The 12992-nt window shown below is 67.0% G+C and carries 11 protein-coding genes; 8 read left to right on the forward strand and 3 right to left on the reverse strand.

Annotation, left to right across the window (positions count from 1 at the left end; genetic code table 11):
- Positions 1-50: 50 nt before the first annotated feature.
- From PWF70_RS01650 to PWF70_RS01670, 5 genes are all read left to right on the forward strand, one after another.
- Positions 51-941, forward strand: a complete 891-nt coding sequence (locus PWF70_RS01650; protein ID WP_006358899.1) for an alpha/beta fold hydrolase — start codon at positions 51-53, stop codon at positions 939-941.
- A 176-nt stretch (positions 942-1117) separates the two neighbouring features.
- On the forward strand, positions 1118-2584 hold the full coding sequence (locus tag PWF70_RS01655; protein WP_006358900.1) for a class I adenylate-forming enzyme family protein: 1467 nt from the start codon (positions 1118-1120) through the stop codon (positions 2582-2584).
- 120 nt (positions 2585-2704) lie between these two features.
- Positions 2705-4567, forward strand: a complete 1863-nt coding sequence (locus PWF70_RS01660) for a DUF3556 domain-containing protein (RefSeq protein ID WP_286352818.1) — start codon at positions 2705-2707, stop codon at positions 4565-4567.
- Positions 4564-5991 carry a phytoene desaturase family protein gene (locus PWF70_RS01665; protein WP_035754348.1) on the forward strand — a complete coding sequence of 476 codons (1428 nt, stop codon included), beginning with the start codon at positions 4564-4566 and terminating at the stop codon, positions 5989-5991. The genes PWF70_RS01660 and PWF70_RS01665 overlap by 4 nt, the downstream gene beginning before the upstream one ends.
- 23 nt (positions 5992-6014) lie before the next feature.
- Positions 6015-7301 carry a PucR family transcriptional regulator gene (locus tag PWF70_RS01670; protein ID WP_035754475.1) on the forward strand — a complete coding sequence of 429 codons (1287 nt, stop codon included), beginning with the start codon at positions 6015-6017 and terminating at the stop codon, positions 7299-7301.
- A 3-nt stretch (positions 7302-7304) separates the two neighbouring features.
- Here PWF70_RS01670 and PWF70_RS01675 read toward each other — a convergent pair whose 3' ends face one another.
- Positions 7305-8138 carry an SDR family oxidoreductase gene (locus PWF70_RS01675; protein WP_006358904.1) on the reverse strand — a complete coding sequence of 278 codons (834 nt, stop codon included), beginning with the start codon at positions 8136-8138 and terminating at the stop codon, positions 7305-7307.
- Positions 8139-8299: 161 nt separating this feature from the next.
- Between PWF70_RS01675 and PWF70_RS01680 the strand changes: the two genes are divergently transcribed.
- Complete coding sequence (locus PWF70_RS01680; RefSeq protein ID WP_042377074.1) at positions 8300-9196, forward strand: helix-turn-helix transcriptional regulator; 897 nt, start codon at positions 8300-8302, stop codon at positions 9194-9196.
- Positions 9197-9220: 24 nt separating this feature from the next.
- On the opposite strand, the gene PWF70_RS01685 is transcribed toward PWF70_RS01680, so the two are convergent.
- Complete coding sequence (locus PWF70_RS01685) at positions 9221-9691, reverse strand: hypothetical protein (RefSeq protein WP_042377076.1); 471 nt, start codon at positions 9689-9691, stop codon at positions 9221-9223.
- A 557-nt stretch (positions 9692-10248) separates the two neighbouring features.
- Here PWF70_RS01685 and PWF70_RS01690 point away from each other — a divergent pair.
- Positions 10249-10671, forward strand: coding sequence for an FAD/NAD(P)-binding oxidoreductase (locus PWF70_RS01690; RefSeq protein ID WP_231380953.1), 423 nt, complete (start codon positions 10249-10251; stop codon positions 10669-10671).
- Positions 10617-11156 (forward strand): NAD(P)/FAD-dependent oxidoreductase, encoded by a 540-nt coding sequence (locus PWF70_RS01695; protein ID WP_231380955.1) that lies wholly within the window; start codon positions 10617-10619, stop codon positions 11154-11156. Before PWF70_RS01690 ends, PWF70_RS01695 begins: the two co-directional genes overlap by 55 nt.
- Before the next feature lie 10 nt (positions 11157-11166).
- Here PWF70_RS01695 and PWF70_RS01700 read toward each other — a convergent pair whose 3' ends face one another.
- Positions 11167-12915: a DUF3556 domain-containing protein gene (locus PWF70_RS01700; protein ID WP_042377077.1), complete on the reverse strand. Its 1749-nt coding sequence runs from the start codon at positions 12913-12915 to the stop codon at positions 11167-11169.
- Positions 12916-12992 lie beyond the last annotated feature (77 nt).

The following is a 12992-nucleotide window of genomic DNA, read 5'->3' on the forward strand; positions in this document are numbered from 1 at the left end:
ATACTCCTACCGTATGTTGACAACCTAGTTGTCAATCTAAGGAGTCGATCATGATCATGGGCACGCAGATCCCGGTCCGGGCCACGATCCCCGGCGTCGAGCATCACGATGCAGCGGTGAACGGAACGGTGCTGCACTACGTTTCGGCGGGGCGGGAGGGCTCGCCGATCGTCCTGGTCCACGGGTTCCCCGAGTCGTGGTGGGCGTTCCACAAGCTGATCCCGCTGTTGGCGGGGACCCATCGGGTGTTCGCCCTCGACCTCCGCGGTTTCGGCGATTCGGCTGTCGCCGGCGACGACTTCACCAGTTCCATGGCCGCCGAGGACATCCACCAGTTCGTGAGACACCTCGCGGCCGGCCCCGTACATGTTCTCGCGCAGGATATCTCGGGCGGTGCGGTCTATCGGTTCGTCTCGGGGCATCCCGAACTCGTGCGGAGCCTTGTCGGCGTGGAGATGGGGCTGGCCGGATTCGGACTCGAGGGATTCGGGGATGTCACCCAGGGTGGTTCGTGGCACATCGGTGCGTTGGCCGCGCCGGGGATACCCGACCTGCTCATCGCCGGCCGCGAGCGGGAAGTGCTCGGCGAGTGGGCTTTTCCGACGATGACCACTGTCGAGGGGGCGGTTGGCGAGGAGGATCTCGACGAGTTCGTCCGGGTTTTCGCCCGAGACGGCGGTTGGCGCGGGGCAGCGGGTCTGTACCGGTCCATGCTCGCCGAAGGGGAGGAGTTCCGGGCCAGGGCTGCCGTGCCGCTGGCCGTGCCGATGCTCGCGGTCGGATCCTCCGGAGGGGCGTTCACCGTCCAGACGCTCGCGCAGATCTCCGGCGGGCCGCTGTCCGCGGTGGAGTTCGACGAGGTGGGCCACCACGTCGCGCTCGAGGCCCCGGATCGGCTCGCGACAGCGGTCGCCGACTTCCTCGCCGACGTGGACGGCTGACGCCCACGTCGGCAGCGGGGATGCTGCGTCGCGATCCCGGCAGAGGCTTTTGTGCTCCGAGGACAAACGCCTCTGCCAAGTCTGGCCTCCCGGGCCGTTTCAGATCACTTTGCGGTTGCTTAGTGTTCTGAATCACATACCGGAGGACAAACGTGATCTGCCTTGGAGGCCTACCCGTGACCAGTTCCTACTTCGCCTGGGACCTGACCGAGCGTGGCGACGCACCGTGTGTTCGCGACGACGCGACCGCACTCGACTACGTGGGCTTCGCCGAGCGCGTCGACGCCGCGGCCGAGCAGTTCGCCGGTCGAGGTGTCGGCCGGGGCGATGTGGTGGCGACCTTCCTGCCGAACCGCGTCGAACTGCTGATCACGCTGATGGCCGCCTGGCGGCTGGGCGCGGTCGCTACGCCGGTCAATCCCGCCTTCACGCCCGATGAGGCCGAGTACCAGCTCGCGGACTCGGGCGCACGCCTCGTCGTCGGGCTCACCGCGGGTGGCACCGATCCCGATCGTGACTTCCTCCCCGTCGACGACCTCGCCACGTCGCCGCCCCAGCGCTGGCGCGCCCCGGCCACGCCGAGCTTCGACGACGACGCACTGCTCATCTACACATCCGGCTCGACCGGCCGTCCCAAAGGCGTGCGCCTCTGCCACGGAAACCTGCACCACATGGGTTCGGCGATGGCCCAGCACTTCTCGCTCACCGATCGGGACCACGCACTACTCGTGCTGCCGCTGTTCCACGTCAACGCCATCTGCGTGAGCTTCCTGGCGCCGATGCTGGTCGGCGGGCAGTTGAGCATCACCGGCAAGTTCTCGCCGAGCCGATTCTTCGACGACGTCGAGCGACTGAAGCCGACGTACTTCTCCGCAGTCCCGACCATCTACGCGCTCCTCGTCTCGCAGCCCGGTCTGACCCCGGACGCGGTCGCTTCACTGCGATTCGCGGTCTGCGGGGCGGCCCCGATCTCCAAGGAACTGCTCGACCGGGTCGAGCAGGCCTTCGGCATCCCGATCGTCGAGGGCTACGGCCTGACCGAGGGGACGTGTGCGTCGGCCTGCAACCCGGTCGACGGTGTGCGCAAACTCGGCACGGTCGGGCCTGCGCTGCCCGGCCAGCACATCGCCGTCGTCGACGCCACGGGCGCCGAGGTGCCGACCGGTGAGATCGGCGAGGTCGTCATCAGCGGACCGAACGTGATGCGCGGCTACCTGAATCGTCCCGATGCCACCGCCTCGACCATCGTCGACGGCCGGCTGCACACCGGTGACGTCGGCCGTCTCGACTCCGACGGCTACCTGACCCTCGTCGACCGGATCAAGGACATGATCATCCGTGGCGGCGAGAACATCTACCCGAAGGAGATCGAGAACGCGCTCGCCACCCACCCCGACGTCCTCGAATGCGCCGTCGTCGGCGCCCCCGACGAGCTCTACGGCGAGCTGCCGGTCGCTTTCGTGGTCGCCTACCCGGAGCGGAACCCGTCGGTCGAGGAACTCGCCGACCACATCGCCGACCGACTCGCGAAGGTCAAGCAGCCCAGCGTGATCCACGTCATCGACGCTTTGCCGCGCAACCCCGTCGGCAAGATCGACAAGCCGACCCTGCGCAACGAGTTGCGCAGCCCCGCGCCCATCTGACGACCCCACACGATCCACCACCTCGCAGCCGTCCCGGCTGCCGAGTCGACACCCCACGCGCCACGGACCCCCGCGACGCCCGAATCCGGTGATATTCCACCGGAAAAGGAGTGCACAGCAATGGGACTCACCCAACCCGATTTCCCCCAAGTGGACCCGGAGACATTCCTCCAGAGACCGTTCTTCGACCGAATCCGCACACTCGGCGCCCATTGGGCCGATTACGGATTCGGCACACCGAAGATGGTGCACATCATCTATCTGGTGAAGGTCTTCGTCTTCTACGTCGGCGTGGGGATCACGCTCGCGACCCTGACGTCCGGACTCAACCCGCTCCACGTCACCGAGTGGTGGAACCAACCCATCGTCTACCAGAAGGCGATCCTGTGGACGGTGCTGGTGGAGATCCTCGGCATCGGCGGCTCGTGGGGTCCGCTGGCCGGCCACTTCAAGCCGATGACCGGAGGCATCCTGTACTGGTTGCGCCCCAAGACGATCCGGCTCCCACCGTGGCCCGGCAAGGTGCCCTTCACCAAGGGCGACTCCCGCACCCCCTTCGACGTCGCGGTGTACGCCCTGATCCTCACGAATCTCGTTGTCGCGATCGCTCTTCCGGGTGTCACGTCGGACTCGCTGGACGCCGCGATGGCCGACAACCAGGGCCTGGTGAACCCGACGCTGATGTACCCGCTGATCGCTCTGCTCGTCGTCATGGGTCTGCGGGACAAGGTCATCTTCCTCGCGGGACGATCCGAGCAGTACCTGCCCGCGATCATCTTCTTCGGAATCCTGCCGTTCGTGGACATGATCCTCGCGCTGAAGCTGCTGATCGTGACCGTCTGGGTCGGTGCCGGAATCTCCAAGATGGGGCATCACTTCTCGATGGTGATCCCGCCGATGCTGTCGAACACCCCGTGGTTGCCGAGCAAGACGGTCAAGCGTGCGCACTACCGCAACTTCCCCGAGGACACGCGGCCGTCGAAGCTGGCCGGCGGCGTCGGGCACGTGCTGGGCACCATCGTCGAGATCGTCACGCCCCTGGTGCTGCTCTTCTCCACCAACAAGACGCTCACCGTGGCCGCGGTCGTGCTCATGGTGTGCTTCCACCTGTTCATCCTGTCGACGTTCCCGCTGGCCGTTCCGCTCGAATGGAACATGCTGTTCGCCTACGCGTCGGTGTTCCTGTTCCTCGGGTTCCCGGCCTGGGACGGCTACGCCCTCACCGACACCTCGACCCCGTGGGGCATGGTGTTGATCGTCGCGGCGCTCTGCTTCTTCCCGATCCTGGGCAACCTGCGGCCCGACCTCGTCTCCTTCCTGCCGTCGATGCGTCAGTACGCCGGCAACTGGGCGTCGGCGACCTGGGCGTTCGCGCCGGGCGCCGAGGAGAAGCTCGACAAGTATGTTGTGCGACCGGCCAAGAACACCCGCACGCAGCTGCTCGAGTCGTACCCGCCGGAGGTCGCCGACGTGGTGATGCACCAGCTGCTGGCGTGGCGGTCGCTGCACAGCCAGGGCCGCGCGCTGTACTCGCTGATGATGCGCCATCTCGGCTCCGACATCGACACCTACACCCTGCGCGAGGCCGAGTTCTCCTGTAACTCACTGGTGGCCTTCAACTTCGGTGACGGACACCTCCACGACGAGAAGCTGATCGCCGCCCTGCAGCGACGCTGCAACTTCGCGCCGGGTGAGTTCACCGTCGCGTGGATCGAGTCGCAGCCGATCCACAAGGGCACGCAGGCCTACAAGGTGATCGACGCCGCGCTGGGTGTCATCGAGACCGGCACCTACCGGGTCGTCGACGCGATCAACGAGCAGCCGTGGCTCCCGAACGGGCCGATCCCGTTCGACGTCGAGTGGACTCTCGACGTTGACGCTCGTCGCGCGGTCACCGATCCTGAAGTGGTGCGTGAACCGCGGATGCGCCGCAACGACAGCGGCACGTCGCCCGTGCAGGCGACAGATCAGGTGCAGCAGTGACCACTGCTGTCGTGGTCGGCGGCGGGCCCAACGGGCTCGCCGCCGCCCTGCACCTGGCCCGCAACGGCGTGCAGGTGCAGGTACTGGAAGCCGCCGACACGGTCGGGGGTGGCGCACGATCCGGCGAACTGACCGTCCCGGGCGTCATCCACGACCACTGCTCGGCGTTCCATCCGCTCGGGGTGGGGTCGCCGTTCTGGGCCGAGGTCGGACTCGAGAAGTACGGGCTCGTGTGGAAGTGGCCGGAGATCGACTGCGCCCACCCGCTGGACTCCGGCGACGCCGCGCTGCTGTACCAGTCGATCGCCGAGACCGCCGCCGGTCTGGGCGACGACGGAGTCCGCTGGCGGTCCATGTTCGGCGACCTCGCCGAACATTTCGACGACCTGGGTGAGGACCTGCTGCGGCCGATCGTCAACGTCCCCGGACACCCGATCCGTCTGGCGGCGTTCGGTCCTCGTGCGGTGCTGCCGGCGACCGTGCTCGCGCGGTGGTTCCGAACCGGACGGGCGCGTGCGCTCTACGGCGGGATCGCCGCGCACCTGTTCTCCCGCCTCGACCGGCCGCTGACGGCTTCTCTCGGTCTGATGATCGCCGCGAGCGGGCATCGATACGGATGGCCCGTCGCCGAGGGCGGTTCCGGCGCCATCATCGCGGCGGTGTCAGCGGCGCTGCTCGACGCCGGCGGCAAGATCGAGACCGGAGTCCGTGTCAGTTCCCGTGCGGACATCCCCACCGCCGACCTCGTCCTGCTGGATCTGTCTCCGGCGCAGGTGCTTTCGATCTACGGCGACGCCATGCCCGCACGAATCCGTCGCTCCTACCGGCGGTACCGCGTCGGGTCGTCGGCCTTCAAAGTCGATTTCGCCATCGACGGTGACATCCCGTGGACCAATCCGGACTGTGTTCGGGCCGGAACCGTGCACCTCGGCGGCGACTTCGACGAGGTCGCGTACACGGAGAAGCAACGCGCGGCGGGGGTCATGCCGGCTCGGCCCTTCGTCCTGCTCGGTCAGCAGTACGTCGCCGATCCCAGTCGGAGTGCGGGTGACATCAATCCGATCTACGCCTACGCCCACGTCCCGCGGGGTTTCGACGGCGACGCCACCGAACAGATCGTGGCGCAGATCGAGAGATTCGCCCCCGGTTTCCGCGACCGCATCGTCGCCACGACGAGCCTGGGAACCGAGGCTCTGCACCAGGGCAACGCCAACTTCGCGGCCGGTGACATCATCGGCGGCGCCAACAACGGGCTGCAGATGGTCCTGCGTCCCCGCCTTGCGGTCGATCCGTACTCGACAGGCGTCCCGGGCGTGTACATCTGCTCTCAGTCCAGTCCGCCGGGAGCCGGTGTGCACGGGTTGTGCGGGTACCACGCCGCGGAGTCGGCGTTGCGTCACGCCCGGGTGGGTTCGGCCCGGTGACCGGTTCGGGTGCGTTTCGCTCGATGTCGACGGCCGCGGGCGACGCAGCCCGCGACCGGCTGGCCGGGGTGCCCGCCGCGGCCGGCTCCGAACTGCTCGAACACGCCGCGCTGGTCGCGAAGATGTTGCGGGAGGGCGAGTCCGAGCTCGTCGCCGAGCTGAGCTCGATGATGACCCGCGGCATCGACCAACTCGACACCGACCCCAAGCTGATCGAACTGCTCGCGGCCAGCGTTCACGGCAACGTGTCGACGATCATCCATGTCCTGGCCAACGACATCCCCATCGAGCATCTCCAACCGGCAACTGCCGCAGTGGAATATGCGCTCAGGCTGGCGCAGCGCGACGTGCCGTCGAACTCACTCGTCCGGGCGTACCACATGGGACAGAACAGCATGATGCACCGCTGTTACCGGCTGGTCGAGGAACTCGACCTCGATGCCGAGGCCTCCATGGCGCTCATCCGGCACATCTCAGATGTCGTCTTCGGCTACATCGACTGGATAACGCTCTACGTGTTCGAGGCCTACGAGGACGAGCGCCGCCGGTGGCTCGGCGTCGAGGGCAACGTGCAGTCGGCCGCCATCCACACGTTCCTCGACAGCCTCGACGCCGACGACCGCGACTTCGAGAGCGAGACCGGATACCGCCTGGAACGGCGGCATCTCGCGCTGATCGTGTGGTCGGCCGACGACGATCCGCGCGAGCTGGGCGCGCTCACCCGCGCGGCGCGAGACCTGGCCGTACAGATCGGTGGCGGAGGGGACCCGATCGTCACCGCGATCGACCGGTCGACCGTCTGGGCCTGGATTCCCTTGGCGGTTCGCGGCGATGACGACAGCGTTGCGCAGGCAACGGTGCCGCCGGGGGTCAGGGTCGCCTGGGGCCTCCCGGCGTCGGGTGCGCGTGGTTTCCGGCGCACACACGAGCAGGCCCGCGCCGCCTATTCGGTCGCCACGACGCCGGGGAGTTCGGCCGGACAGGTCGTCGGCTTCGGCGACCGGGGTGTCGCCGTCGTGTCATTGCTTGCCCGCGAACTGGATTCGACACGTGCCTGGGTCCACGAGGTGCTGGGCGGACTCGCCGAGGACACCCCGAACGCGGCGATGCTGCGCGAGACGCTGTCGGTGTACTTCGCCACGAAGGAAAGTCACCTCCACACCGCCGAACGGCTGAACCTGCACCGCAACACGGTGAAGTACCGCGTCGGGAAGGCGCTGGCCGAGGTGCCGCGCGACCGCGACCGCCTCGACCTCGCCCTGGCCCTCAAGGTCTGCGAGTTCCTCGGCCCGACGGTGCTCGACCGCTGACCGTCAGTCACACGCGGTGGCTGCGGACGCCTCGCGCAGCGGCGCGATCTCCTTCTCGATGCGTTCGGTGATCGCCACCCGCCGGTCGAGCGCGTCCTGGCCTACGGGAAGATGCAGCGGCAGTGGACCGTCCGACGACACGATCCGGTGGATGAACGCGGCGCCCTTGACCGGATCGCCGAGCTGCGAGTGGTTGGTCTCCGCGGCCCAGTCGAGTGTCGCGTGAGCGGGGGTGCCGTCATACGCCGCAATCTGATTCGCCGGGAGTTGTAGCGAACTGGCGTCGAGGAAGTCGGTGCGGAACACACCGGGTTCGACGACGGTGCTCTGGATGCCGAACGGCGCGAGCTCGCCGGCGAGGGATTCGCTGATGCCCGCGACCGCGAACTTGGTGGCCGAATAGAGTCCGACGCCCGGCTCGCCCTCGAAGCCTCCGCGCGATCCGATGTGCACGAGTTTGCCGCGACCGGCGGCCCGCATCAGCGGCACGACCGCACGAGTGGTGTTGAGGAGTCCGAAGACGTTGACGTCGAACACCGACCGCGCCTCGGCGTCGGTGACCTCCTCCACCGCACCGAGCAGACCGCGTCCGGCGTTGTTGACCAGGACGTCGATGGTTCCGAACCGCTCTACCGTCAGGGCGACGGCGGTGGCGACCTGGTCGGGATCGGTGACGTCGAGCGGTACCGGTAGGACATCGGCGTCGGCTCGGACGTCCTCGGGGATGGAGTCGGTGCGGCGCGCGCAGACCGCGACTCGGTCGCCGGCCTGCAGTGCGGCCCGAGCCATCTCGAGGCCCAGTCCGCGGCCGGCTCCGGTGATCATCCAGACAGACATGTTCGTGCTCACTTTCGTTGGGATGGTGGTGAATCGCCGTCGAGGCGATGACATCCATGGTTGCGATGCCGCGAGCACCGGTGAAGAGAGAGTTCTTCCTGGGACAAACTGGGCCACCCACATCCTTTGACGCACGTCGGCCGAATCCCCAGGATGGAGACATGGCCGATCAGCTGGAACCGTCGCTCGCCGATTTCCTCCGCGCTGCCCGCGGCCGATTGACGCCCGAGACCGCCGGAATATCCGACACCGGGAGGCGCCGGGTCAACGGTCTGCGACGCGAGGAGCTGGCGATGCTCGCCGGGGTGAGCGTCGACTACTACACGCGACTGGAGCAGGGGCGGAGCAAGAGTGCGTCCCTGGAAGTGCTCGATGCCCTGGCCGACGCCCTTCAGCTCGACGACAGCGAACGCTCACATCTGCACACGATCGCCCGCCGCGAACCGGCCCGACGACGTGCGGACAGGCCACAGCGTCTTCACGAGTCGACACGGGAACTGCTCGTGACCTTCGACGCGGCGCTACAACCTGAGTTCGTGCTCGGACGTCGGCTGGATGTGCTGGGACACAACCGGCTTGCCGGTCTGCTCGTCGCCGACTTCGAGAACATGCCTGCAGCACAACGGAATCAGGCACGCTTCGTCTTTCTCGACCCGCATGCACGCGACCTGTACGCCGACTGGGGCGGCGTCGCCGCAGACACCGCCGCCATGCTTCGCATGGACGCGGGCAAGCACCCCGACGATCCGAAACTCGGTGCCCTGGTGGGTGAACTGTCGATCCACAGCCCAGAGTTCGTCAAGTTGTGGGCACGCAACCGCGTGCATGAACGCAGTGTCGGCACCAAGCGGTATCACCACCCGTTGGTGGGTGACCTGACGGTTGCCTATCAGGCCCTGACCCCGGGGGACGATCCCGAGCAGACGATCTTCGTCTATCGGACCGAGCCGCGGTCCGCTTCGCGGCACGCGCTTCAACTGCTGTCCGGGATCGCCGACGCACCGGCGACGCCCGCTGGGACGACAGCCGTCTCGCGCGCCGCCGAGTCGGGTACCTGAGCGACTGTCCGGCAGCAGCCGAGGTCAGCCGATCGCGGGCCGGTGACTCTGCGCGGTGGTCTTCCGTGCCGCAGCGACCGGAGACAGTGCGACTGCGATGGTGCCGGTCACCACCAGGTGCGACGGGATCGCGGCATGAAGGGTGCGGCGGTGCCGGGACAGATCGACGACGGTGATGTCGAGCATCGATCCCGTCGAACCGGACCCGGGGAACGCGACATCGAGGATCGACGAGTGAAGGGGAAGCGCGGCATCGATGGAAACGACCGCGCGTCCATGGGAGATGACCACCGAGGTCATCCGGGTCACCAGCGTCGAGTACCACTCCGACGGCTCGCACGAGGACTGGCTCACCGGCAGTCCGTCGGCGTCGAGGTAGAAGGCGACCTTGCGCCGCAGGGATTCCTCGCGCAACGAGACCTCGCCCGCGAGGATGTCGTCGCCGGCGGCGCTGAGCGGGGCTCCCCAGGTGGATGCATCGAAGGTTCTGGTCACTTCTGACCCCTCTCGGCGAAGGACTGTGTTCTCCCAGTGTGACCGATGGCCGGGCGCTGTGCACCTCGACGCGGCGGAAAAATGTTGAACAGCAACAAAATTGACGATACATGCGTACTGGATTGCACACGCTGGAGCCGGCGCCGATCCGACGCGAACGACGATCGGGTGCTCGACCGCGATCTCGTCGTGTGCACCGATCATGGCTCAACACCCGCGCCTCCGCACCTCGGACACGCCGTTCTCGTTCGTTCGGGGGAGCACTGATACCGGCTAACCGGTAATCCCGTCACCGGGCAGCCTCCGGTCGGGTTGGCGGTCAGCATCGACGACATCTGGTTCCCATCGGACGAGTGTTGTAGTCACCGATTCAAGGACTCACCAGGACGAATCCGACGCCGCGGTGACACTGCGCGAGAGGGGCTCTCACCATGAACGACACATCGATAGACACGGTCGCGTGCCCGACGACTGGGTCCGGCAGCTGAACCACGCGCACGCCCGCTGAATCCCGAAACCCTCCCCGCCACCGCACTTCACGAACCACGGAGCCCCTCATGTCCACCGCCTTCACCTCACACGCCACCGACCTCGTCAGCGTCTACGGTCGCAGCCAGTGCCGGCGTGCGTTCGAGCTGCGCGACCTCCTCAGCCGGAGCGTCGTCCACTTCCAATGGATCCCGATCGACACCGACGTCGACTGCACACAGCACTTCGGTGTGCCGCTCGACGAGACAGACCTCCCGATCGTCGATCTGAGCGACGGTTCGCGGCTGCACTCCCCGACGGTCGCCGAGCTCGCGGACCGGCTCGGGTGGGTCCAAGAACCCAAGCTGAAGGAATACGACGTCGCGATCTACGGTGCCGGGCCGGCGGGGCTGTCCGCAGCGGTCTACGCGGCGTCGGAGGGGCTGAGCTCCTCCTCATGCGCGACGGGATGCAGACCCGCTTCGCCGACGACCGGGTGTACACGACGCTGAACGACGGGACGACCGTCGTCTCACGGACTGCGGTGTGCACGACCGGCGTGGAGTGGCGGCGCCTCGGGCTCCCCGACGAGGACCGCTACATGGGCTGCGGCCTCTTCTACGGGGCGGCGACCAGCGAGGCGCCGACGTGCTCCGACCTCGAGGTGTTCGTCGTCGGCGGCGGCAACTCCGCCGGCCAGGCGGTGATGAACTTGTCGGCGTACGCCAAGCGCGTCACCATGCTGGTCCGCGGGCCGTCCTTGTCAGCGACGCTGTCCGCCTATCTCGAGGAACGGGTCGTCCGACAGCCCAATGTCGAGATCAGGACGAACACCCGGGTGGCCGGCCTCCGCGGAGCGCAGGGATTGACGTCGATTCGTGTCGAGGACACCAGAACCGGCGCCGTCCGCCGGAACTCGGTGAAGCGCGTCGCATCCGCCGTCGGCGAAGGGGCGATGGCGGTCACCTTCGTCCACAGCTACCTGGCGTCGACTTAGGTGCGCAGACCTAGCTGTGCACGCCGGTGTGGGTCCCGTCGGCGCGCCACGTGACCGTCGTCGGGACCTCGTCGTCCCAGGGTTGGCGGGTGACGAGATCGGCGACCCGGACGTACCCGCGTTCGAAGATGCCGGTGGCCGGATCGACAAGGCGGTACTCCTGGGTCTGGCGATGAATCGGCTGGGCGTCGAGCAGGACGATCCGGACCTCACCCGGCTCGAAGTGGCAACGCCGCTGCAGTGATTCGATCAGCTGCTCGTTCGAGAGGTGGCCGTCGCCGAAGTTCCAGCCCATCGCGGTGCTGCAGATCCGCTCACCGTCGGTGAGGACATATTGCTCCTCCGGGGTGGGGGTCATCGCCTTGTGCGCCAATGTGAACAGTGCCCGACCGTGACTGTTGAAGGCGCGGAACGCATATCCCATGTACAGCGGGATCTGGGCGGCTTCGGGACTGCCGTAGAAGCGTTCGAGCTGAGCGGCCGGCATCGAGGCGATGGCGACGATACCGGCTTCGATCTTCGCCGACGCCGACGGTTTGATGCACCACAGCCCCGTGTCCCAGTTGCCGGCGTAGTACCGCATGCCCGGCAGGAAGGACACTTTGCGCGGCATCAGATTGCCGACGACGACTGTCGTCGCCGACACTGCGAACAACAGTATCGGCCAGGGTGATTCGAGATCGGTGAGGCCGATGCCCGGGTGTCCCACGAAGATCGCCAGGATGCCGAACATCATGAAGACATTCCACTCGAGCGGGACCCCCATCGGGATCGACGACAGGATGCCGAAGTGGAAGACGAGCATGATCGCGGCGGCGATCCCGCCGACCCACCCGCCGTGCGAGAAGAACAGCACGATGGGGACGAGTCCCTCGATTGCCGTGGAGAAGTGGGCGATCCAGCGTGACCGTCGTCCGGGGCGCAGGTCGTCGGGGAAGTCCTCGAAGAACTTGCGTTTGATCTTCGGCGACCGCCAGATCGGGTTGTTCGACATCATCGTCGCGATCACGAAGGGGAAGTGCTTGTTCAGCTTCGATGTCGCCGCACCCAGCCAGATGCACAGGAACATGAGCTTGGCGCCGATGATCATGTCGACGCCGCTGAACAGGAAGGTCACCGTGAGTGCGCCGTACACCTCCCCGCGCGCTGCGAGGAAGACCGTCTTGTCGCGGAGCCCGATCGCGGCGAGGAGTGCGAGGATCGTCCAGATCTGCCACACCGGCAGAACTCCGACGGTCGTGTCGAGAGCGGGGACGGCGCCGGACCCGGGGCTGAACAGCGCGATCAGCACGACGACGATCAGCGCGCCGTAGAGCGCGACGTCGACCGGGGTTCGGGTGTCGCCCGTGGTCAAGGGGATGCGCGGCCACGGGGGCTGGCGGATCGTCTTGGGGCGCAACCAGTAGAGGATCGAACCGAAGGGCGGGAAGAAGCGGTTGTTCAACGGACCGAACCCGCAGCCGAAGCCCACGACCTCGAACAGCATCGTGTAGAGGACGACCTTCTGGAAGACGATCGGCTCGTTGTACCAGTCGGTGACGGCGAAGAAGCCGTCGATGCCGGGTGTCGAGATGACGATCGCCCAGCCGATCAGGATGTAGGCGAGGATCTTTCCGACGTAGAACAGGTGCAAGGCGACCGGGGTCCCGAATCCGACCTCGGCCCAGTGTCGCGCCATCGGTCGGATCTTCTCCGCCCGCGTGCCCTGGCTCCAGGTCGGAAAATCGATGTCCGGCGTGGTCTGCTTCAGGAATCCCATCGTCGCTGAACGTAACAAACCAAGCGATTGCTTGGGGTCGGATCGGGCTCGGCGGCGTGCGAGCGGCAGAGCGGCCG

Origin of the sequence: Gordonia sp. Swx-4 (assembly GCF_030316175.1) — a bacterium.
GTDB classification, from domain to species: Bacteria; Actinomycetota; Actinomycetes; order Mycobacteriales; family Mycobacteriaceae; genus Gordonia; species Gordonia alkanivorans.

Bases quoted from the DNA above. Each gene is read 5' to 3' on its own strand.
- PWF70_RS01660 (WP_286352818.1), top strand. From the start codon at position 2,705: ATGGGACTCACCCAACCCGATTTCCCCCAAGTGGACCCGGAGACATTC.
- PWF70_RS01670 (WP_035754475.1), top strand. From the start codon at position 6,015: ATGTCGACGGCCGCGGGCGACGCAGCCCGCGACCGGCTGGCCGGGGTG.
- PWF70_RS01675 (WP_006358904.1), bottom strand. From the start codon at position 8,138: ATGTCTGTCTGGATGATCACCGGAGCCGGCCGCGGACTGGGCCTCGAG.
- PWF70_RS01690 (WP_231380953.1), top strand. From the start codon at position 10,249: ATGTCCACCGCCTTCACCTCACACGCCACCGACCTCGTCAGCGTCTAC.
- PWF70_RS01680 (WP_042377074.1), top strand. From the start codon at position 8,300: ATGGCCGATCAGCTGGAACCGTCGCTCGCCGATTTCCTCCGCGCTGCC.
- PWF70_RS01650 (WP_006358899.1), top strand. From the start codon at position 51: ATGATCATGGGCACGCAGATCCCGGTCCGGGCCACGATCCCCGGCGTC.
- PWF70_RS01695 (WP_231380955.1), top strand. From the start codon at position 10,617: ATGCGCGACGGGATGCAGACCCGCTTCGCCGACGACCGGGTGTACACG.
- PWF70_RS01700 (WP_042377077.1), bottom strand. From the start codon at position 12,915: ATGGGATTCCTGAAGCAGACCACGCCGGACATCGATTTTCCGACCTGG.